This window comes from Kosakonia quasisacchari (assembly GCF_004331415.1).
Taxonomy (GTDB): domain Bacteria; phylum Pseudomonadota; class Gammaproteobacteria; order Enterobacterales; family Enterobacteriaceae; genus Kosakonia; species Kosakonia quasisacchari.
This window is the reverse complement of sequence record NZ_SJOP01000015.1, coordinates 55,776-76,343: the sequence shown is the minus strand read 5'-3', so window position 1 is coordinate 76,343 and position 20,568 is coordinate 55,776. Positions and strand designations below refer to the sequence as shown.

17 protein-coding genes, 1 tRNA gene and 2 other RNA genes are annotated in these 20,568 nt (G+C 54.9%); 12 read left to right on the top strand and 8 right to left on the bottom strand.

Going from position 1 to position 20,568, the window contains the following annotated elements:
* Positions 1-142: 142 nt before the first annotated feature.
* Positions 143-1,762 carry an ABC-F family ATP-binding cassette domain-containing protein gene (locus E0L21_RS16560; RefSeq protein ID WP_131411388.1) on the top strand — a complete coding sequence of 540 codons (1,620 nt, stop codon included), beginning with the start codon at positions 143-145 and terminating at the stop codon, positions 1,760-1,762.
* Positions 1,763-1,807: 45 nt separating this feature from the next.
* On the opposite strand, the gene E0L21_RS16555 is transcribed toward E0L21_RS16560, so the two are convergent.
* Complete coding sequence (locus E0L21_RS16555) at positions 1,808-2,101, bottom strand: HTH-type transcriptional regulator (RefSeq protein ID WP_131411386.1); 294 nt, start codon at positions 2,099-2,101, stop codon at positions 1,808-1,810.
* A gap of 390 nt (positions 2,102-2,491) precedes the next feature.
* Here E0L21_RS16555 and E0L21_RS16550 point away from each other — a divergent pair, with 390 nt between their 5' ends.
* Positions 2,492-3,205, top strand: coding sequence for a DUF3053 domain-containing protein (locus tag E0L21_RS16550; protein WP_065369626.1), 714 nt, complete (start codon positions 2,492-2,494; stop codon positions 3,203-3,205).
* Positions 3,206-3,263: 58 nt separating this feature from the next.
* Here E0L21_RS16550 and ghrB read toward each other — a convergent pair whose 3' ends face one another.
* From ghrB to E0L21_RS16525, 5 genes are all read right to left on the bottom strand, one after another.
* Complete coding sequence (gene ghrB, locus E0L21_RS16545; protein ID WP_131411384.1) at positions 3,264-4,238, bottom strand: glyoxylate/hydroxypyruvate reductase GhrB; 975 nt, start codon at positions 4,236-4,238, stop codon at positions 3,264-3,266.
* Complete coding sequence (locus E0L21_RS16540; protein WP_131411382.1) at positions 4,235-5,524, bottom strand: MFS transporter; 1,290 nt, start codon at positions 5,522-5,524, stop codon at positions 4,235-4,237. Before E0L21_RS16540 ends, ghrB begins: the two co-directional genes overlap by 4 nt.
* A gap of 81 nt (positions 5,525-5,605) precedes the next feature.
* Complete coding sequence (locus E0L21_RS16535; RefSeq protein ID WP_131411380.1) at positions 5,606-6,547, bottom strand: sugar kinase; 942 nt, start codon at positions 6,545-6,547, stop codon at positions 5,606-5,608.
* On the bottom strand, positions 6,540-7,301 hold the full coding sequence (locus E0L21_RS16530; RefSeq protein WP_131411379.1) for a sugar phosphate isomerase/epimerase family protein: 762 nt from the start codon (positions 7,299-7,301) through the stop codon (positions 6,540-6,542). Before E0L21_RS16530 ends, E0L21_RS16535 begins: the two co-directional genes overlap by 8 nt.
* Positions 7,302-7,413: 112 nt before the next feature.
* Positions 7,414-8,430, bottom strand: a complete 1,017-nt coding sequence (locus E0L21_RS16525) for a LacI family DNA-binding transcriptional regulator (protein ID WP_131411378.1) — start codon at positions 8,428-8,430, stop codon at positions 7,414-7,416.
* A gap of 190 nt (positions 8,431-8,620) precedes the next feature.
* Here E0L21_RS16525 and E0L21_RS16520 point away from each other — a divergent pair, with 190 nt between their 5' ends.
* The gene (locus E0L21_RS16520) at positions 8,621-10,951 is read left to right on the top strand and encodes a molybdopterin guanine dinucleotide-containing S/N-oxide reductase (RefSeq protein ID WP_131411376.1); all 2,331 of its coding nucleotides are present in this window, start codon (positions 8,621-8,623) and stop codon (positions 10,949-10,951) included.
* On the opposite strand, the gene E0L21_RS16515 is transcribed toward E0L21_RS16520, so the two are convergent.
* Both E0L21_RS16515 and tag read right to left on the bottom strand, forming a co-directional pair.
* Complete coding sequence (locus E0L21_RS16515) at positions 10,914-11,360, bottom strand: N-acetyltransferase (RefSeq protein WP_131411374.1); 447 nt, start codon at positions 11,358-11,360, stop codon at positions 10,914-10,916. The two genes, E0L21_RS16520 and E0L21_RS16515, sit on opposite strands and share 38 nt — an antisense overlap.
* Positions 11,341-11,919, bottom strand: a complete 579-nt coding sequence (gene tag / locus E0L21_RS16510; RefSeq protein WP_131411372.1) for a DNA-3-methyladenine glycosylase I — start codon at positions 11,917-11,919, stop codon at positions 11,341-11,343. Before tag ends, E0L21_RS16515 begins: the two co-directional genes overlap by 20 nt.
* Positions 11,920-12,067: 148 nt before the next feature.
* Here tag and E0L21_RS16505 point away from each other — a divergent pair, with 148 nt between their 5' ends.
* The 9 genes from E0L21_RS16505 to dppB all read left to right on the top strand — a co-directional run bounded on the left by E0L21_RS16505 (position 12,068) and on the right by dppB (position 20,568).
* Positions 12,068-12,757 (top strand): autotransporter domain-containing protein, encoded by a 690-nt coding sequence (locus E0L21_RS16505; protein ID WP_131411370.1) that lies wholly within the window; start codon positions 12,068-12,070, stop codon positions 12,755-12,757.
* A 242-nt stretch (positions 12,758-12,999) separates the two neighbouring features.
* Positions 13,000-14,202 carry an L-lactate MFS transporter gene (locus tag E0L21_RS16500; protein ID WP_131411368.1) on the top strand — a complete coding sequence of 401 codons (1,203 nt, stop codon included), beginning with the start codon at positions 13,000-13,002 and terminating at the stop codon, positions 14,200-14,202.
* 115 nt (positions 14,203-14,317) lie between these two features.
* Positions 14,318-14,749 (top strand): organic hydroperoxide resistance protein, encoded by a 432-nt coding sequence (locus tag E0L21_RS16495; RefSeq protein WP_131411366.1) that lies wholly within the window; start codon positions 14,318-14,320, stop codon positions 14,747-14,749.
* Between the two features lie 215 nt (positions 14,750-14,964).
* Positions 14,965-16,647 carry a kdo(2)-lipid A phosphoethanolamine 7''-transferase gene (eptB, locus tag E0L21_RS16490; RefSeq protein WP_131411364.1) on the top strand — a complete coding sequence of 561 codons (1,683 nt, stop codon included), beginning with the start codon at positions 14,965-14,967 and terminating at the stop codon, positions 16,645-16,647.
* Between the two features lie 91 nt (positions 16,648-16,738).
* Positions 16,739-16,815: transfer RNA gene (locus E0L21_RS16485), tRNA-Pro, on the top strand.
* A gap of 36 nt (positions 16,816-16,851) precedes the next feature.
* Positions 16,852-16,984, top strand: a non-coding RNA gene (locus E0L21_RS16480) — RtT sRNA.
* Positions 16,985-17,020: 36 nt separating this feature from the next.
* Positions 17,021-17,153, top strand: a non-coding RNA gene (locus E0L21_RS16475) — RtT sRNA.
* 679 nt (positions 17,154-17,832) lie between these two features.
* Complete coding sequence (gene dppA / locus E0L21_RS16470; protein ID WP_131411362.1) at positions 17,833-19,440, top strand: dipeptide ABC transporter periplasmic-binding protein DppA; 1,608 nt, start codon at positions 17,833-17,835, stop codon at positions 19,438-19,440.
* A gap of 108 nt (positions 19,441-19,548) precedes the next feature.
* Positions 19,549-20,568 carry a dipeptide ABC transporter permease DppB gene (dppB, locus tag E0L21_RS16465; protein WP_017458244.1) on the top strand — a complete coding sequence of 340 codons (1,020 nt, stop codon included), beginning with the start codon at positions 19,549-19,551 and terminating at the stop codon, positions 20,566-20,568.

Sequence of the window (20,568 nt, the reverse complement as noted above, 5' to 3'; positions counted from 1 at the left end):
ATGCGGCTATCCTTTGCGCCGACGAATATCTCGTCTCACCGGAGCGCTCTCTAAAAATGAACAAACACGACTGATGAACTCGGATCCTTGCTAAACGCGCAGGCGTCGGCAGGGGATGTATTGATTTCATTCAGGAGTGCTTATGGCTCATTGCGCCCAAGTCCCCGCTTTTATTTTGCATCAGCTCACCTGTCAGTTTGCGACGGGCGAGACGCTTTTTGGCCCGCTTAATCTCTCCCTTGAACCGTCGCTGTGCGGCCTGGTGGGGCGCAACGGTGTGGGCAAAACGCAATTACTCCGTCTGCTGGCCGGCCTGGCAACACCCGCCCACGGGCATATCGAACGCTTTGGTACGCATACGTATATTGCACAGCAGCACGCGCTTTCTGCGCAGACTACGCTGGCGGAACTGCTTGGTTATGGCGATGTTTTCGCTGCCCGTCAGCGCATCGAACAGGGCGCTTACCAACCCGACGATCTCGACAGGCTTGAAGGGCTCTGGGATCTGCCGGAACGCCTGGATGTAGCGTTTGCAAACGCCAGACTTCCCACTTTCGCCCCGGATAGACCTGCCATTACCCTCAGTGGCGGCGAGCGTGTGCGGGCATTATTGTGCAGTGCGTTTATCGCCAATACGGATTATTTGCTGCTGGATGAACCCACAAATCACCTCGACAGACAGGGACGCGAGTGGTTTTACGCGCAACTGGCGCAGCGAAACGGTGGCACGCTGGTGGCGACCCACGATCGTGAATTACTGGCGCTGATGCTGCGCATTCTGGAGCTCACACCCGGTGGGCTGCGTAGTTATGGCGGCAATTATGATGACTACCAGCGGCAACGCGATGCGGAGCAGCAAGCCGCGCGAGCAGGGCTTGAACACGCCGCCAATGAGCGTCGGCGTACCCGTAGCAGGATGCAAAAAGAGCATGATGCCAGCCAGCGACGCTCGGCGCAGACGCTGCGAACCGTCGATACGTTAAATATTGCCTCGTTTGAGCGTGTGAAATACAAGAACGCGGCGAAAGAACGGCCCGCGAGCTGGCGCAAGCAGCACAGCGACCAGAATGAAGCGCTTAACACCGCCGTTAACCAGGCGCGCGAGCGGGTGGAAGAGGAGATGCCGGTCCTGTTTACGCTGCCTGGCAGCCATCTTCCCGACGGTAAGCAGGTGCTGGTTACGGAGGATTTGCTGCTGCCACACGTGGCGCTTGCTCCGCTTAACTGGCGTATGGATGGCCCAATGCGCGTGGCAGTGCGCGGGCCGAATGGTTGCGGTAAATCGACGCTTCTGAAAGTGATCCTTGGCGAGCTGGCTCCCCGCGCCGGTCTGTGCCAGCGCTCGGTCACCTGCGCGTACCTTGATCAGCATTTATCGCAGCTCGATCTCTCGCTGTCGGTGCTGGCGCATCTCAATTCTGGCGATACGCCGATGGAGGAGGGCGCACTGCGCAGCCGCCTGGCGCAACTGCAACTGGGCGCAGATAAAGTGATGCTGCCGCTGGCGGCGCTCAGCGGCGGCGAGCGGTTAAAAGCGGCGCTGGCGTGCGTATTGTGGCGGCGCGATGCCACGCAGTTGCTGCTGTTGGATGAGCCGACCAACCACCTCGATCTGGCATCAACGCAGGCGATTGAAGCCGCGCTGGCGACATTTCCTGGCGCGATGCTGGTGGTGTCTCATGACGAGGCATTTCTTCAGGGATTAACGCTTACGCACAGTCTGGTATGGCGGGAAGAGGGTTGGCACTGCAAAGCGGAGTAAGGTGGCTATTAACCCCCGGATTATCGGGGGTTCTAACATCACTATTTATTCAATTAACTGCTTACTGAGCGTTGGGTTCGCATGAATCAGACGCATCAGTTTCATCTCGGTGACTGTGGGTTTTATTCGTTGTGATTCCCATTCATGCACCATCGATACAGAAACTCCCATGGCACGAGCGAAGTCATCAATTTTAAGCCCGGTTCCACGTCGCAATTGTTCAAAGTCACTAAAGAAATTCGGCTTTTTGCTCAGGGTTACCGGCTGCGTTACGTCTTTTTTAAAAACAATTTGTTCCAGGCTGCTTAGCAGCTCAAATTCTGGATCTTTATATTCCATCGAGCACTCCTCGTAAAATCACACAGCGGGATCGTGATACAGCTCATTAAGAATAGTCGTGAAAATTCCTGGTGTGGTGGTTGCGCCAGTGATTATTTATGCGTCGAAACGTTTTGATGCTGTTGAAATACACGTTTTGACACTGGGTTACCGCTTAATTGCTTGATTACTCTCAGGCTGCATTTATTCAGTATATTTTTGTAAACCTTCAGCAGAATTTTCGATTAAGAATAATCTGTACCGATTCGCGGAAAATTTCATGCCAGGTCGGTTTCGCGCGTTTAAGAATGCATTGAAGGGGTATCTTGCGAAGCAGACCTGGACTATCCTTGTAAGCCTTCAGGCACGCGTGTGCCGGTATGCGCTTTTATGGGTGAAAGGAGTAACAAAATGGCGACAGGAAAGTCCTGCTCTCGCTGGTTCGCGTCTCTTGCGGCGTTATTAATGGTAGTAAGCCTGAGTGGGTGTTTTGACAAAGAGGGCGATCAGCGCAAGGCGTTTATCGATTTCCTGCAAAATACGGCCATGCGCAGCAGCGAACGACTGCCCGCGCTGACGGCGGATCAGAAAAAACAGTTTGGCCCGTTTGTCTCTGACTACGCTGTGATTTATGGCTATTCCCAGCAGGTTAACCAGGCGATGGATTCTGGTCTGCGTCCGGTGGTGGACAGCGTTAATGCTATCCGCGTGCCGCAGGATTATATGACGCAGCGTGAACCGCTTCGCCAGGCTAATGGTTCGCTGGGTGTACTGAGCCAGCAACTGCAAAACGCAAAAATGCAGGCCGATGCGTCTCATGCTGCGTTAAAACAGGCTGATGATCTTAAACCCGTTTATGATCAGGTGTTTACCAAAGTGGTCACCAACCCGGCCAACGCGTTGCAACCGTTGATCCCGGCAGCACAGGTGTTCACACAGCAACTGGTTCAGGTGGGTGATTTTATTGCTCAACAGGACACGCAGGTGAGCTTTGTTGCCAACGGCATTCAGTTCCCGACGTCGCAGCAGGCCAGCCAGTATAACGCGCTGATTGCCCCGCTGGCGGCGCAGCATCAGGCGTTCAATCAGGCCTGGACGGCAACCGTCGCCGCCACGCAGCAGTAATCCGGCGCAGGCAAAAAAAAGAGGCGACATGTTCGCCTCTTTTTTATTGCGCTTTGTGTTAGCTCGCCACTTGTGGGTTGACGCAGTTTTTCTCGACCTTGCCGTTCAGCGCGTCGATTAAGTTTTCTACCGCGCACTCCGCCATGTTGTAGCGGGTTTCATGAGTTGCAGAACCGATGTGCGGCAGCGCCACAACATTTGGCAACGACAGCAACGGCGAATCAACCGGCAATGGCTCTTGCTCAAAGACATCCAGCCCGGCGGCGTGGATCTCACCGTTTTGCAGCGCTTCCACCAGCGCCGCTTCATCAACCACCGGGCCGCGGCCGGCATTGATAAAGATGGCCGATTTTTTCATCATCTCAAACTGCGCCTTACCGATCAGGTGATGGGTCTCGTCCGTCAGCGGCAGCACCAGGCAAACAAAATCGGACTCTTTCAGCAGCGTCTCTAAATCACAATAACGGGCCTGAAAACGCTCTTCCGCCTCGGTGTGGTGGCGACGCGCGTTGTAAAGAATCGGCATGCCGAAACCGAAGTGCGCGCGCTGCGCCAGTGCCAGACCAATACGTCCCATACCGATAATGCCCAGCGTTTTATGGTGCACATCAATGCCAAACCAGTCTGCGCCGATACCCGATGTCCACTCGCCCGCTTTCACCCGCTCGGCAACTTCCACCACGCGGCGCGCGCTGCTCAGCACCAGCGCCATCATGGTATCGGCGACGGTTTCCGTGAGCACGGTCGGGGTATGCATCAGCAGGATTTTACGTGCGTTCAGCGCATCCACATCAAAGTTGTCATAGCCTACCGAGATAGTCGACGTGGCGCGTAGCTGCGGCATTTTTTCCAGTAGCTCGCTGTCCACTTTTTCGCTGGAACCCAGCAGTCCTTGCGCGCTGGCGAAGGCGTCTGCGTGTTGTGCCACCGTTTCCGGTTTCAGGTTCGCCACGCGGGTCACGGTGAAATGCGTTTCCAGACGTTGCAGCAAATCATCGGGCAAGGCTTTATACAGGATGATGGATGGCTTCATGCGGTTCTCCCTTGTGATGGTGCGCCTGCCGGAATCTGCTTATTGTTAGCAGGCTTAACAATTAAAGTAAGCCACACGGAGGCGAAAAGCGCTACCCCCATGAAAATGTACGACGCGGACGGGCTGCCGGTTGCGCCGTTGAGATAACCCACCACCCAGGAGCCGCAGAAGGAGCCCAGCGCGCCCATGCTGTTGATGAGCGCCATCGCCCCACCGGCGACATTGCGCGGCAGCATTTCAGGAATAATGGCGAAGAAAGGCCCATAAGGGGCGTACATCGCCGCGCCAGCCACCACCAGCAGTGAGTAAGAGACCCAGAAATGGTTCGCGCCAACTGCCCACGAGCCGATAAAGGCAAACGCGCCAATCAGCAGCAGCGGCCAGACGAACAGTTTACGGTTTTGCAGCTTATCGGATGCCCACGAGGCGAGGATCATTGCCAGCGTCGCCGCCAGGTAAGGCACGGCGGAGAGCCAGCCAACTTCGACCATGCCCAGGTTTTCACCGCCGCTGCGAATAATTGACGGTAGCCACAGGACAAACCCATAGACGCCAATACTCCAGGCGAAATATTGCAGGCACAGCAGCACGACATTGCGTGAGCGGAAGGCTTCGCTGTAATTACGCACCGCTTTAATGCCCTGCTGTTCTTTATCAAGCTGGGTTTGCAGCGCGGTTTTTTCATCACTCGACAGCCAGTTCACCTGCGCGGGTTTGTCTTTTACCAAGACCCACCAGCAGAACGCCCAAATCACCGCCGGAATACCTTCGATAATGAACATTTCGCGCCAGCCGAAGGATTGGATCAAGTAACCGGAAACCACCGACATCCACAGCACAGTGACCGGATTACCGAGGATCAGGAAGGTATTGGCGCGTGAACGTTCGGATTTGGTAAACCAGTTGCTGATATAGATAAGCATCGCGGGCATCACGGCCGCTTCCACCACACCGAGGATAAAGCGGATGGCGGCAAGCATCGGGATATTACTCACCATGCCGGTTAACGAGGCACAACCGCCCCACAGGATCAGGCAGATGAAGATCAGTTTGCGTACACTGCGCCGTTCAGCGTACATCGCGCCCGGGATCTGGAAAAAGAAATAACCAAGAAAGAACAGCGCGCCTAACAGTGAGGAAACACCTTTGGTAATGCCTAAATCATCGTTAATGCCAGCAGCGGAAGCAAAGCTAAAGTTGGCGCGATCGAGATAGGCCAGGCTGTAGGTAATGAACACGATCGGCATGATATACAGCCAGCGTTTTGTTGAATTTGTAGCGTTCATAAGGTTGCCTCTGTGGTTGAGGTGGTGACCGCCTGTTTGTAGGGTACAGGGCGGTGAGTCATGTTTTGGCGGTAGAGTGCGTTACAACGCGCCCAGCTCCGCACGGGTAGGCAATCCTTCGCTGTCGCCCGGCACCTGGATAGCCAGTGCGCCGATGGCGTTACCGCGCCGCACCGCGTCATGCAAGGTTTTGCCTTCCAGCAGGGCGCTAATTACGCCTACGGCGAAACCGTCCCCGGCTCCGACCGTATCGACGACGTTCTCCACTTTTACTGGCGCAACGGCGCCCTGTTCACCGCTGGCGGTTTTAAACCACGCACCATCGGCACCGGTTTTGATCACCACGGCTTTTACGCCGCGTTGTAGATAGAAATCGGCAATCCCTTCCGGCGTTTTTTCGCCAGTGAGGATGAATCCCTCTTTTAACCCAGGCAGAACCCAGTCAGCCTGGAAGGCGAGACGGTTGAGTTTTTCCACCATCTCCGCTTCGCTTTTCCACAGCACCGGTCGCAGATTCGGGTCAAACGAAATGGTTTTGCCCTGTGCTTTCATGCTTAGCGCCGCATGCTCAAGCAGTGCATAAGACGATGCCGACAGTGCCGCCGCCACGCCGCTAAGGTGCAAATGGCGGGCGTCGTTAAACAGCGCCGCATGAAAATCTTCTGTCGAGAGGTGGCTTGCCGCCGAGCCTTTACGGAAGTATTCCACAATGGGATCGGTTCCATTTTCGGCTTTAGATTTCAGCTGAAAGCCGGTGGCATAACGCCCGTCAAGTGTCACACCAGTGGTATCGATGTTTTCTTTACGCAGCGTATTGAGGATAAAGCGCCCGAAGCTGTCATCGCCGACGCGGCTTACCCAGCTCACCTGCAAACCCAGGCGCGCCAGCCCGGTGGCGACATTCAGCTCCGCGCCTGCCGCCCGCTTGATAAATTGACTGGCATCGGCCAGATCGCCTGTTTCGCAGGCAACAAACATCGCCATCGCTTCGCCAATCGTGATGACATCCAGCGGTTTATGCATGATGCGGCTCCTCGCGTAACAAATTAACGTAATGTCGGGTAACGGCGATCAGATCTTCGCCTTCCAGTGGGAATTCGATACCGCGCGGTGCATCGGCAGGTAAGTTATTCAGCAGCGCCAGCCAACGGGCATCGGCAGAGTCCGGCGGTACGGCGCGGAAACTGTCGCCATGCGTCACGGCGGCTTTGACATGGATATAACTGACCGCAGGCGCTAACTGGCGTGCGGCTTCTTCGGGATGTTCGCCAACCCACAGCCAGTTACCGGTGTCGAACGTCAAACTCACCGGTAAAGCGAGCGTGTGGCAGGCAGCTTTAAAGCGCAGCATTGGCGCGAGTTTGCCGCATATGGTCTGGTCGTTTTCCACCACCAGCGGCACCGGGCTGGTCGCCAGCCAGTCGCGCAGTGTTTCCAGCTCGCTGTTATGGCGAAAGTGGCCAAGCGAAACTTTTAGCCACTGGGCTTTCAACGTCTGTGCTTCTGCCAGCAAGGCCGGTAAGCGCGGGTTCAGTACGCCGTCCGGTTCGAACAGCGCCTCAGGCGCGGAGTAACAGACTTGCAGGTTATGCAGGTCGATGGCGAAGGCCAGTGAGGCCAGATGGGCTAACGCGTCTTCGCTTAACAGCTCGCGGCGGATCTCAACACCGTCGGCTCCGGCTTCGGCGATAATGGGCAGCAAGGCGATTTGCCCGCCCAGCGCCTCGATTTGCGGGTGGCCGTAAGCGGCGGTGACGACGATAATTTTTCTCTGCATTGTTCGACTCCCGGGCGATTATCTCGCTTTCGTGTGTCTTTAACGCTAGATGGAACCGGTTCCAAAGAAAAGATCACTGTGCCGGAAGTATGATCGTCATCACGAAGGTTATTTAACGCGCCGTCGAACCACGCACGATCAGTTCGCCGGAAAAAACCTGTTCGCGAACCGTGTCGCTGTGGCCTTCAATGCGCCGCACGACTTGCTCAACGGCGGCAAAGCCGATTTGCCAGGTCGGTTGTTTGAGGGTAGTGATGCCCACACCTGCCAGCTCAGCCCACTCCAGTTCATCGAAACCGAGTAGACCAATATCGCTGCCCCAGTTCAGGCCGATGCGTTTTAGTGAACGCGCCACTTGCAGCGTGAGTGCGCCGTTAGCGGAGATAACGGCTTTGCGCATTCCCCGGTGGCTGGCGTGGAACTGGCGCAGAGTATTGTCGAGCTGCGCGGCTTCATGGAGCACAATTTCGGCGTTTTCCGCCACCATGCCAGGGTAGCGGGCTAGTGTCGCGCGAAACGCAGCCAGCCGCTCGCGGCGGGTATTCACCGAACCCAGTGGTTCGCTCAGGAACAGAAGCGCTTCGAAACCCTGTTCAATCAGGTGCTCGGTGGCGGTGGTAGCTGCCTGCGTGTTGTCCAGCCCGACCACATCGCAGGCGAAATCGGGGATTTTGCGGTCAATCAATACCATCGGCAGCGAGGATTGTTGCAGGCGGTTTAGCCCTTCTTCACGCATCCCCACGGCGTTAACCACAATGCCTTCCACCTGGTAACTGCGCAGCAGGTCGAGATAATGCAGCTCCTGATCCACTTCGTTGTTGGTATTACATACCAGCGGGGTAAATCCTTTTTCGCGGCAGGCGGCTTCAATGCCGCTCAGCACATGCACGGAGTAGGGGTTGGTAATATCGGCAATGATCAGGCCAATCAAGCGGGTGCGACCGCGCTTTAAGCCGCGCGCCATCAGGCTTGGGCGGTAGTCGAGATCGGCAATAGCCTGCTCGATACGCGCCAGCAACGCGGCGGAAAGCAGATGTTTTTCACCATTCAGATAGCGTGAAATACTGGTTTTCCCTGTTTTTGCCGCTTTCGCGACATCGCTGATTGTTGGCCGCGCCGTTTTCGCCATGGTTGCTTCCCTCGCCGTGAATGGTTGCCCACACCTTAGCGCGAAATGGCACGCAATCAAGCACTAAGCAAGGCTTATCACCCGCAGTGTGAGCGTAATGACGTTTAATTCTTTGCGATCGCGCCGCCGCTGTGGATGATAGAGCGCAAAACAAAATCGACACCACCTGCAATCAATCCAGGAGCGCGCGTTGGCAAACTCTGCAATCAAAACTGTTCTCACGGCTGCCCATTGGGGGCCAATGCTGGTCGACACCGACGGCGAAAAGGTGCTCGCTTCGCGCGGTGCACTGCCGACGCGTCACCCCAACTCACTGCAAACTGTTGTGCAGGATCAGGTGCACAGCCCAACGCGCGTGCGCTACCCGATGGTGCGTAAAGGTTTTCTCGCGTCGCCTTCCAGCCCGCAGGGTGTGCGCGGCCAGGATGAGTTCGTGCGAGTGAGCTGGGATGATGCGCTGACGCTGATTCATCAGCAGCATCAGCGCATTCGCGAAACTTACGGCCCCTCGTCGATTTTCGCCGGTTCTTATGGCTGGCGCTCCAACGGCGTGCTGCACAAAGCGGCGACCTTGCTGCAACGCTATATGAGCTTGGCGGGAGGATATACCGGCCATTTGGGGGATTACTCCACCGGCGCGGCGCAGGCCATCATGCCGCATGTCGTTGGCGGCAACGAAGTGTATCAGCAGCAGACCAGTTGGCCGCTTATTCTTGAGCATAGCGAAGTGGTCGTACTGTGGAGCGCCAACCCGCTCAACACGCTGAAAATTGCCTGGAACGCCACCGACGAGCAGGGCATCCCTTATTTCGATGCGCTGCGCAAAAGCGGCAAACGGGTGATCTGCATCGATCCGATGCGTTCGGAAACCGTTGATTTCTTTGGCGACAGCATGGAGTGGATTGCGCCACACATGGGAACGGATGTGGCGCTGATGCTCGGTATTGCGCATACGCTGGTGGAAAATGGCTGGCAGGATGCGGATTTCCTCTCCCGCTGCACTGTCGGTTACGACACTTTCGCCGCTTACCTGACCGGTGAACGTGACGGCGTGGCAAAAACCGCCGAGTGGGCCGCAGAGATTTGTGGCGTTAATGCGGACAAAATTCGCGAACTGGCGGCACTTTTCCACAAAAACACCACCATGTTGATGTCCGGCTGGGGAATGCAGCGCCAGCAGTTCGGCGAACAAAAACACTGGATGCTGGTGACGCTGGCGGCCATGCTGGGGCAAATCGGCACGCCTGGCGGTGGTTTTGGTCTTTCTTACCATTTCGCCAACGGCGGCAACCCAACGCGCCGCGCGGCAGTGCTGGCATCCATGCAGGGCACGGTGAAAGACGGCATTGACGCGGTGGATAAAATCCCCGTTGCGCGCATTGTCGAAGCGCTGGAAAACCCCGGCGCGCCGTATCAGCACAACGGTTTGGACCGCCACTTCCCGGATATTCGTTTTGTCTGGTGGGCGGGTGGCGCTAACTTTACCCATCATCAGGATACCAACCGGCTGATTCGCGCCTGGCAGAAACCGGAGCTGGTGGTGATTTCCGAATGCTTCTGGACAGCCGCGGCGAAACACGCGGATATTGTGTTGCCGGCGACCACTTCGTTTGAACGTAACGATCTGACGATGACCGGTGATTACAGCAATCAGCATCTGGTGCCGATGAAGCGCGTCGTCGCGCCGCAATATGAAGCGCGCGATGACTGGGAGGTGTTTGCCGAGCTGAGCGAGCGCTGGGAAGCGGGCGGTCGCGAGCGTTTTACCGAAGGCAAAAACGACCTGCAATGGCTGGAGACGTTTTACAACATCGCTGCCGAGCGTGGCGCCAGCCAGCAGGTAACGCTACCGCCGTTTGCCGAATTCTGGCAGGCGAACCAGCTTATCGAAATGCCGGAGAGTGAACAGAACGCGCGCTTCGTTCGTTTTGCGGATTTCCGTCGCGATCCGCAAGCCAACCCCTTAAAAACACCGAGCGGAAAAATCGAAATTTTCTCCGAGCGGATTAATAGCTTCGGTTATGCCGATTGCCCGCCGCACCCGATGTGGCTGGAGCCGGACGAATGGCACGGCAACGCACAGCCGCAGCAGTTACAGGTGTTGTCCGCACATCCTGCGCATCGCCTGCATAGCCAGCTTAACTATTCCCGCTTACGGGAAACGTATGCCGTTTCTGGCCGCGAACCTGTCACGCTGCATCCTGTTGATGCGCAGGCTAGAGGGATTGTTGCGGGCGATGTGGTGCGCGTATGGAACTCTCGCGGGCAAGTGCTGGCCGGCGCGGTAGTGACTGAAGGGATTAAACCCGGCGTGATTTGTATTCACGAAGGCGCGTGGCCGGATCTCGACCACGCAGCGGGCGGCATCTGTAAAAATGGCGCGGTGAATGTGCTCACCAAAGATCTGCCCAGCTCGCGGCTGGGCAATGGTTGCGCCGGGAATACGGCGCTTGCATGGGTGGAAAAATATCAGGGACCGGCGCTTACGCTGACGGCGTTTGATCCGCCTGCCAGTTCATGATCCACGTCGGGTGGTGCGTTTCCTCCTGCCAGGCGCTATCTTCGATACGAAAGCCCTGCGCATGGTAGAAATTCACTGCCCGGACGTTTTTCTGATACACCTCCAGGCTTAGCCAGTTAAAGCGCTGTTTGGCGTGATCCATCAGCGCTTTGCCAATGCCACGGCCAATCGCGGCGGGGCGCACAAACAGCGCCCCGATAAACTGTGCGTCCATCACGCTGATAAAGCCTTGCAGCTCGCCGTGCTCTTCCCAGACCCAGGTTTTTGCGACCGGCAAATAAGCGTCGCGCACCAGCGCTTCGCTGTCCTGCCAGTAGCGCACATCAATAAACGGATGGGCAAAGCTTGTGCTCTCCATCCACAGCGTGAGCAGCGGCGACAGATCTTTGCTATGCCACGCGCGGATCATGCTTTCCTCCAGGGTGGCAGAAACAGCCGGTAATATGGTCGTTGACCAGCCCACATGCCTGCATAAATGAGTAGCAAATCGTGGTGCCGACGAATTTGAAGCCGCGTTTTTTCAGCGCTTTTGATAACGCATCTGACGCCGGGGTTGAGGTGGGGATTTCTGCAAGCGTGGCGGCCTGAGTGAGTTGCGGGGTGTTATCAACAAAACCCCAGACAAATTCTGAAAATGGTTCGCCGTTTTGCGCCATCGCCAGGTATGCGCGGGCGTTGCCGATGATGGCTTCAATCTTGCCACGATGGCGGATAATTCCGGCGTCTTGCAGCAGAATATCCACCTCTTCCGGCGTCATCGCCGCGACGCGTTCAGGATCAAATTGGTGGAAAGCTTTGCGGTAGTTTTCCCTTTTTTTCAAAACGGTAATCCACGATAACCCCGCTTGTTGCCCCTCAAGGCAGATCATCTCGAACAGCTTTTTCCCGTCCTTTTGCGCAACCCCCCACTCGGTATCATGGTAAGCGAGATAAAGCGGATCCTGAGTAACCCAACCACAACGCTGCATATCCTTACTCCGTCTGTGATATGTAAAATAAACCTCTGCTTGTCTTGACGCGCACCCCAGAAAGACAATATTTATTAAAGGGTCTTGACCCTAAAAAACAACGATAACAATTACGCCGAATTCGGCTCTTCTCTGGAGTCGCAACTTGATGAAAATAACCCGCAGTGGCCTTTCGCTGATGCTGCTGCCTGCTTGTCTGCTTTGTTGCCAGACGGCGGCGGCCTGGCAACAAGAATACAGTGGCAGCGACAAACTGAATGTGACCGCCGAACGCTACATCTGGGATAGCGATCGGCAGCCGCGCTATAACGACGTTCTCGAAGAGCGCATCCGCTCGACGCAAAATTTGCCCGGCGTGGCGTTTAATCTGCCCGATGAAACCCCGTTGGATTCCATCAGCACCATGAGCATTGGCCTGAATATTCCGCTGGCGAGCAGCGTGACTACCGGCCCGGTTGCGGCGTGGCACTACGATGGCTCAATGACCTCAATGTATAACGAATTTGGCGACAGCGCGACCACCATCCAGTACAGCGATCCGCTGTGGCACGCCAGCGTGAGTTCGCTCGGCTGGCGCGTGAATAGCCGCTTTGGCGACCTTCGCCCGTGGGCGCAACTCAGTTTCAACCAGCAATTTGGTGAAAATGTCTGGAAGAGCCAGTCCGGGCTTTACCGCTTAACCGCCGCCAACCAATACGGTAACTGGATGGATGTGACACTCGGCGCGGACATGCTGCTGAATCCGCACCTGGCGGCTTATGCTGCGATGTCGCAGTCGGAAAATGCCACCTTTGGGCAAAATTACCTCTATAGCATGGGCGTAAGCGCGCGGTTCTGATCTCTATTTAAAACAAACTTTTTACACTTAAGAAACAATCCCCGCGCGTTTTATCACGATAGTATGTACTAACTCACATTTACGATTCGGCGCGGGAAGCGATGCCCGTGCCATTCATTCCCGCTTACGTGCATTTCATTCCTTCTGACGCGCATTTCATGCCTTTTTTAGCCAGGCATGAAATGCGCTTCGTTATTGTTGTCGGCAGTGAATCCCTTCTCTTTCTTTGCAGGACGACTGCCATGAATACACCATCTGCTAATCGCACTCGCTGGCTGACACTGTTCGGCACCATTATTACGCAGTTTGCATTAGGGTCCGTTTATACCTGGAGCCTGTTTAATAGCTCGCTTTCGGAAAAGCTGGGTGAGCCGGTAAGCCAGGTGGCTTTCTCGTTTGGCCTGCTGAGCCTTGGTCTGGCGCTTTCTTCTTCGGTTGCCGGGAAATTACAGGAACGTTTTGGCGTAAAACGCGTCACCATCGCATCCGGCCTGCTGCTGGGGCTGGGTTTCTTCCTGACTGCGCACTCCAGCAACCTTTTGATGCTGTGGCTGAGCGCCGGTGTGTTGGTGGGGCTGGCGGACGGCGCGGGTTACTTGCTGACGCTTTCCAACTGCGTGAAGTGGTTCCCGGAGCGCAAAGGGTTGATCTCCGCGTTCTCCATCGGTTCTTACGGCCTTGGCAGCCTGGGTTTTAAATTTATCGACAGCCAGCTATTAGCCACCGTTGGCCTGGAAAGCACATTTATGATCTGGGGTGCGATTGTGCTGGTGATGATCGTGTTTGGCGCGATGCTGATGACCGATGCGCCGCTGCAAAAAGTCTCGACGGTTAATGGCGTGGTGGAAAACGACTTCACACTGGCTCAGTCAATGCGTAAACCGCAGTACTGGATGCTGGCGGTGATGTTCCTGACCGCCTGCATGAGCGGCCTGTATGTGATTGGTGTCGCAAAAGATATTGCTCAGGGCATGGTGCATCTGGATGTCGCGACAGCGGCGAATGCGGTAACCGTGATTGCCATCGCTAACTTAAGTGGCCGCCTGGTGCTTGGCGTGCTGTCTGACAAAATTGCCCGCATCCGTGTAATTACGATGGGCCAGGTGATTTCTCTGGTCGGTATGGCGGCGTTGCTTTTCGCACCGCTGAATGCCATGACCTTCTTCGCGGCGATTGCCTGTGTCGCTTTCAACTTCGGTGGCACCATTACCGTGTTCCCGTCGCTGGTGAGCGAGTTCTTCGGCCTGAACAATCTGGCGAAAAACTACGGTGTGATTTATCTGGGCTTTGGTATCGGCAGTATCTGCGGGTCGATTATTGCTTCGCTGTTTGGCGGCTTCTATGTCACTTTCTGCGTCATCTTCGCCCTGCTGATTGTTTCTCTGGCGCTCTCTACCACCATTCGCCAGCCGCAACGCCGCGTTTATAAAGAAGCGCACGCCTGAAGGTAAAATTGTGCAGAAACCGCCGCAACGTCGGCGGTTTTTCTGTATCTGCCGCACACTCCCGCCAGAGCGACTATCCTTATTGGTCAGGTTCTACCTACTAAAGGAGTCTCAAATGTCTTTAGAAAAAGTGGTTTATCGTGCGAAAGCGAAAGCAACCGGGGGCCGCGATGGCCATGCAACCTCCTCTGATGGCGTGCTGGATGTGAAGCTGGGCGTGCCAAAAGAGATGGGCGGTGCGGGCGGTGAAGTGACCAACCCGGAGCAGCTTTTTGCCGCAGGCTACTCCGCCTGTTTCCTCGGGGCGCTGAAACATGTTGCGTCGGTAGAGAAAAAGAAAGTGCCGCAAGATGCCTATATTGAAGGCCAGGTAGGCATTGGCCCGTTGCCGACCGGTTTTGGCATTGAAGCGCAGCTGGATATTCACCTGCCTGGCATGGATCACCAGGAAGCGGAAGCACTGGTGCAGAAAGCGCATATCGTTTGCCCGTATTCGAATGCGACCCGCGGCAATATTGATGTGAAGTTAAACGTGATCACCTCCTGATAGCACATCTCTATTACGGTTTTCTGACCCCGGCCATATTTTTTTGTAAATATATGGCCGGTTAGCACTTCCTCATGACACTTTTCTTTGCCGCTATGGTCTACTTAGCGCGCTTTTGAAGTTTCCTGGAAAAACTTCCTTCGCGACTTACCACCCTGCGGACGTTATCGAACAACGCGTCGCCAGGTGTTTTTTTCTTTTTTCAGAGTACTTGCATGACTTATATCAAAGCGATGACGCAGCAGAAGCTGAGCTTCTTGTTGGCGATATATATCGGTCTGTTTATGAATAGCGCTGTGTTCTACCGTCGATTTGATGGTTATGCACAAGCGTTCACCGTTTTGAAAGGACTCTCTGCGGCTGTCGAGCTCATTGGTACGGTGCTGGTCACCTTCTTTTTGCTACGCATTTTGTCGTTGCTGGGCCGCCGGGTTTGGCGGGTACTGGCATCGCTGGTTGTTATTTTCTCCGCTGCGGCCAGCTATTACATGACGTTTCTCAACGTGGTGATTGGTTACGGCATTATTGCCTCGGTCATGACCACGGATATCGATCTCTCCAAAGAAGTGGTGGGCTGGCAGCTTATCGTGTGGGTCGTGCTGGTCAGCGCGCTGCCGTTGCTTTTCATCTGGAGTAACCGCTGCCGCGATACGTTGCTGCGCCAGGTGAGCACACCAGGCGTGCGCATTCGCAGCGTGGGTGTGGTGCTGTTGGCGGGTTTAATGGTCTGGGGGCCGATTCGCCTGCTCGATTTGCAGCAGAAAAACTCGGAGCGGACCTCCGGCGTTGATATGCCGAGCTATGGTGGTGTGGTGGCAAACTCTTACTTACCGTCGAACTGGCTTTCAGCGCTGGGCCTGTACGCCTGGGCGCAGGTGGACGAATCTTCCGACTACAGATCGCTGATCAACCCGGCGAAAAAGTTTACCTATGTTGCGCCGAAAGATATTGATGACACCATGGTGGTGTTTATTATCGGCGAGACGACGCGTTGGGATCATATGGGAATGCTGGGTTACTCCCGCGATACCACGCCGAAACTGTCACAGGAGAAAAACCTGGTGGCGTTCCGCGGTTATTCCTGTGATACCGCGACCAAACTCTCTCTGCGCTGTATGTTTGTGCGCCAGGGCGGTGTGGAAGATAATCCGCAGCGTACGCTGAAAGAGCAAAACGTTTTCTCGGTGCTGAAACAGCTCGGCTTTTCCAGCGATTTATACGCCATGCAGAGCGAGATGTGGTTCTACAGCAACACCATGGCCGATAACATCGCGTACCGCGAGCAGATTGGCGCTGAGCCGCGCAACCGTGGCAAAAACGTCGATGACATGCTGCTGATTAATGAGATGCAGGCTTCTCTGGATAAAGGCACTCGCGGTAAACGTTTGATTATTATGCATACCAAAGGCTCGCACTTTAACTATACGCAGCGCTATCCGCGCAGCTTTGCGAAATGGACGCCGGAGTGTGTCAGCGTGGATGATAAGTGCAGTAAGGAAGAGCTGATTAACTCCTTCGATAACTCGGTGACGTATGTTGATCACTTTATCGATACGGTGATTGATAAGGTGCGCGATCGCAAAGCGATTGTGTTCTATGCGGCCGATCATGGTGAGTCGATCAATGAGAAAGAGCATCTGCACGGTACTCCGCGCAAAATGGCACCGCCGGAGCAGTTCCGTGTGCCGATGATGGTCTGGATGTCGGACAAATATTTGCAGGATCCGCAGAAGGCGCAAATGTTCGCGCAGCTCAAGCAGCAGGCGGCATTTAAAACGCCGCGCCGCCATGTTGAGCTGTATGACACCATCATGGGATGCCTGGGTTATACCTCGCCGAACGGCGGGATTAATGAGAACAACAACTGGTGCCATTTACCGTCACAGGCGGCGAAATAAGCCGCTTGCTGGCTTTATCACCAGTCAGTTAGCTTTTTTACATGAAAGGATTGACGGGGCATGTCGGCGGCAGTAAGATGCGCCCCGCATTCGGTGATTGGCGCAGCCTGGTAGCGCACTTCGTTCGGGACGAAGGGGTCGGAGGTTCGAATCCTCTATCACCGACCAAATTCAAAAAAGCCCAACCGTAAGGTTGGGTTTTTTGCTTTCTGCATCCGAAAGAGGATGAGAACCTCCGGGGGCAGAGGTTCGACTCGAGCGTAGCGAGAGAACGTTGCTTCAGCAACGGCCCGCAGGGTGAGCCACGCAGTGGCGAATCATCCTCTATCACCGACCAAATTCAAAAAAGCCCAACCGTAAGGTTGGGTTTTTTGCTTTCTGCATTCGAAAGAGGATGAGAACCTCCGGGGGCAGAGGTTCGACTCGAGCGTAGCGAGAGAACGTTGCTTCAGCAACGGCCCGCAGGGTGAGCCACGCAGTGGCGAATCATCCTCCATCACCGACCAAATTCAAAAAAGCCCAACCGTAAGGTTGGGTTTTTTGCTTTCTGCATTCGAACCCGAAAGAGGATAAGCATCCCAGGGAAGAGATGCGACCATAACAGCGAAACCTGTAATTTTATCCAAAATCTCCCTTATCCCCATTTCCCGCTGCCAGATCACTCTTTTGTGCGATATTCCATTGTATTTTTTTATATATGTTTGAATCTTTTTTCGCGTTGCTTATGGATAGAGGCAGCATTTTCACCTGTGCGTTTTAACGTTCGTGGCATTAATCGCTCAGATATTCAGCATTTCGCAAGAATTTTTTCATTATATGCATGAATGTTAATCACTGATTACGGTGAATTAATAAGCGAATTATTCTGGCATCTTGCCGCTAGCACAAATTTCCCTGCTGAAAACAGGTGCCTGAAGTTTTTTTTAACTTTGTTTACCGATTCTCACCGTCGTTGTAAATCCCGGTTACCTGTATTGACGTTTTGACATTCTGTTGACAGATTGTAGGGCGTGAGGGGCATTTCAAGGAGAATCTGCACTGCAACTCAGTCAACCTTGTGAAAGGAATCCCCATCTCTCATAACGCCTTCGGGCACAACCGACCAGACCGGTAAAAATCTAATAAAGGCCTGTCGGATATACCCACTGCATGGGTAACAACACATATCACATTGGAGCAGAATCAATGAGTATTTCCTTGAAGAAGTCAGGGATGCTGAAGCTCGGTCTTAGCCTGGTGGCCATGACCGTCGCGGCAAGCGTGCAGGCTAAAACCCTGGTTTATTGTTCTGAAGGCTCGCCTGAAGGCTTTAACCCACAGCTTTTCACCTCTGGTACCACTTACGATGCCAGCTCCGTGCCAATCTATAACCGCCTGGTAGAATTCAAAACCGGCACCACGGAAGTGATTCCGGGTCTGGCTGAGAAGTGGGATATCAGCGCCGATGGCAAAATCTACACTTTCCACCTGCGTAAAGGCGTGAAGTGGCAGGACAACAAAGATTTCAAACCAACGCGCGATTTCAATGCCGATGACGTCGTCTTCTCCTTCGATCGTCAGAAAAACGATCAGAACCCGTACCACAAAATCTCTGGCGGCAGCTATGAGTACTTTGAAGGCATGGGCCTGCCAGACCTGATTAGCGAAGTGAAGAAAGTCGACGACAACACCGTTCAGTTCGTGCTGACTCGCCCGGAATCACCGTTCCTGGCTGACCTGGCGATGGATTTCGCATCCATTCTGTCCAAAGAGTACGCCGATAACATGCTGAAAGCGGGCACGCCGGATAAAGTTGACCTGGACCCGATCGGTACCGGTCCGTTCCAGCTGCTGCAATACCAAAAAGACTCCCGCATTCTGTACAAAGCGTTTGAAGGTTTCTGGGGCACCAAGCCGAAAATCGATCGCCTGGTCTTCTCCATCACCCCTGACGCGTCCGTACGTTATGCCAAACTGCAGAAAAACGAGTGCCAGGTTATGCCGTACCCGAACCCGGCTGACATCGCGCGTATGAAGCAGGACAAAAACATTAACCTGATGGAACAGGCTGGCCTGAACGTCGGTTATATGTCCTTCAACACCGAGAAGAAACCGTTTGATGACGTGAAAGTGCGTCAGGCGCTGACTTACGCGGTGAACAAAGAAGCGATCATCAAAGCGGTTTACCAGGGCGCGGGCGTTGCGGCGAAAAACCTGATCCCGCCGACCATGTGGGGCTATAACGACGACGTTAAAGACTACACCTACGATCCTGAGAAGGCGAAACAGCTGCTGAAAGAAGCCGGCCAGGATAAAGGCTTTACCGTTGAGCTGTGGGCAATGCCGGTACAGCGTCCGTACAACCCGAACGCTCGCCGCATGGCAGAGATGATCCAGGCTGACTGGGCGAAAGTGGGCGTACAAGCCAAAATTGTTACCTATGAGTGGGGTGAATACCTGAAGCGCGCGAAAGCGGGCGAACACCAGGCGGTAATGATGGGCTGGACCGGCGACAACGGGGATCCGGATAACTTCTTCGCGACCCTGTTCAGCTGCGCTGCGGCTAAAGACGGTTCCAACTACTCTCGCTGGTGCTACAAGCCGTTTGAAGATCTGATTCAACCGGCGCGCGCCACCGACGACCACAACAAGCGTGTTGAACTGTACAAACAGGCTCAGGTGGTGATGCATGACCAGGCTCCGGCGCTGATCGTCGCTCACTCCACCGTTTACGAGCCAGTGCGTAAAGAAGTCAAAGGCTATGTGGTTGATCCGTTAGGCAAACACCATTTCGAAAACGTGTCTGTTGAATAATAAGCACGGTGCCTTTTCCCTCTCCCCTTTGGGGAGGGGGAATTTACATTTGTGAGCAATACAGACGCGCCGTCGCCAGGCGTAGCGTCACTACTGAGAATCCGGGTTATGTTGCAGTTCATTCTCCGACGTTTGGGGCTGGTTATCCCAACGTTTATCGGTATCACCCTTCTCACCTTTGCCTTTGTCCATATGATCCCCGGCGACCCGGTAATGATCATGGCGGGTGAGCGTGGTATCTCTCCTGAGCGTCACGCCCAGTTGCTGGCCGAGCTTGGTCTCGATAAGCCGCTGTGGGAGCAATACGTCAACTATGTGTGGGGCGTGCTGCATGGTGACTTAGGTATGTCGCTGAAAAGCCGTCTTCCGGTGTGGGACGAGTTCGTACCGCGTTTTAAAGCGACGCTGGAACTCGGCATCTGCGCCATGATTTTTGCGGTGGCCGTAGGCATTCCGGTGGGCGTCATGGCCGCTGTGAAGCGCGGTTCCATCTTCGATCACACCGCCGTGAGCCTCGCGCTGACCGGTTACTCCATGCCTATCTTCTGGTGGGGCATGATGCTGATTATGCTGGTCTCGGTACAACTGAACCTGACCCCGGTTTCCGGGCGCGTCAGCGATATGGTGTTCCTCGACGACAGCAACCCATTGACCGGCTTTATGCTGATTGATACCGCCATTTGGGGCGAGGACGGAAACTTCATCGATGCCGTTGCGCACATGATCCTGCCCGCCATCGTGCTCGGTACGATTCCGCTGGCGGTGATTGTGCGTATGACGCGCTCTTCGATGCTGGAAGTGCTGGGTGAAGATTATATCCGCACTGCGCGCGCGAAGGGGCTGACCCGTATGCGCGTGATCATCGTTCACGCCCTGCGCAACGCGATGCTGCCGGTGGTGACGGTGATTGGTTTACAGGTCGGTACGCTGCTGGCGGGCGCGATCCTGACGGAAACCATCTTCTCCTGGCCTGGCCTGGGGCGCTGGTTGATTGATGCACTGCAACGCCGAGACTATCCGGTCGTGCAGGGCGGGGTATTGCTGGTCGCGACGATGATTATCCTCGTCAACCTGCTGGTCGACCTGCTTTACGGCGTGGTGAACCCGCGTATTCGGCATAAGAAGTAA

What these genes read in the sequence shown, in the direction of transcription:
- E0L21_RS16560 (WP_131411388.1), top strand. Translation starts at nt 143, where the DNA reads ATGGCTCATTGCGCCCAAGTCCCCGCTTTTATTTTGCATCAGCTCACC.
- E0L21_RS16555 (WP_131411386.1), bottom strand. Translation starts at nt 2,101, where the DNA reads ATGGAATATAAAGATCCAGAATTTGAGCTGCTAAGCAGCCTGGAACAA.
- E0L21_RS16550 (WP_065369626.1), top strand. Translation starts at nt 2,492, where the DNA reads ATGGCGACAGGAAAGTCCTGCTCTCGCTGGTTCGCGTCTCTTGCGGCG.
- ghrB (WP_131411384.1), bottom strand. Translation starts at nt 4,238, where the DNA reads ATGAAGCCATCCATCATCCTGTATAAAGCCTTGCCCGATGATTTGCTG.
- E0L21_RS16540 (WP_131411382.1), bottom strand. Translation starts at nt 5,524, where the DNA reads ATGAACGCTACAAATTCAACAAAACGCTGGCTGTATATCATGCCGATC.
- E0L21_RS16535 (WP_131411380.1), bottom strand. Translation starts at nt 6,547, where the DNA reads ATGCATAAACCGCTGGATGTCATCACGATTGGCGAAGCGATGGCGATG.
- E0L21_RS16530 (WP_131411379.1), bottom strand. Translation starts at nt 7,301, where the DNA reads ATGCAGAGAAAAATTATCGTCGTCACCGCCGCTTACGGCCACCCGCAA.
- E0L21_RS16525 (WP_131411378.1), bottom strand. Translation starts at nt 8,430, where the DNA reads ATGGCGAAAACGGCGCGGCCAACAATCAGCGATGTCGCGAAAGCGGCA.
- E0L21_RS16515 (WP_131411374.1), bottom strand. Translation starts at nt 11,360, where the DNA reads ATGATCCGCGCGTGGCATAGCAAAGATCTGTCGCCGCTGCTCACGCTG.
- tag (WP_131411372.1), bottom strand. Translation starts at nt 11,919, where the DNA reads ATGCAGCGTTGTGGTTGGGTTACTCAGGATCCGCTTTATCTCGCTTAC.
- E0L21_RS16505 (WP_131411370.1), top strand. Translation starts at nt 12,068, where the DNA reads ATGAAAATAACCCGCAGTGGCCTTTCGCTGATGCTGCTGCCTGCTTGT.
- E0L21_RS16500 (WP_131411368.1), top strand. Translation starts at nt 13,000, where the DNA reads ATGAATACACCATCTGCTAATCGCACTCGCTGGCTGACACTGTTCGGC.
- E0L21_RS16495 (WP_131411366.1), top strand. Translation starts at nt 14,318, where the DNA reads ATGTCTTTAGAAAAAGTGGTTTATCGTGCGAAAGCGAAAGCAACCGGG.
- eptB (WP_131411364.1), top strand. Translation starts at nt 14,965, where the DNA reads ATGACTTATATCAAAGCGATGACGCAGCAGAAGCTGAGCTTCTTGTTG.
- dppA (WP_131411362.1), top strand. Translation starts at nt 17,833, where the DNA reads ATGAGTATTTCCTTGAAGAAGTCAGGGATGCTGAAGCTCGGTCTTAGC.
- dppB (WP_017458244.1), top strand. Translation starts at nt 19,549, where the DNA reads ATGTTGCAGTTCATTCTCCGACGTTTGGGGCTGGTTATCCCAACGTTT.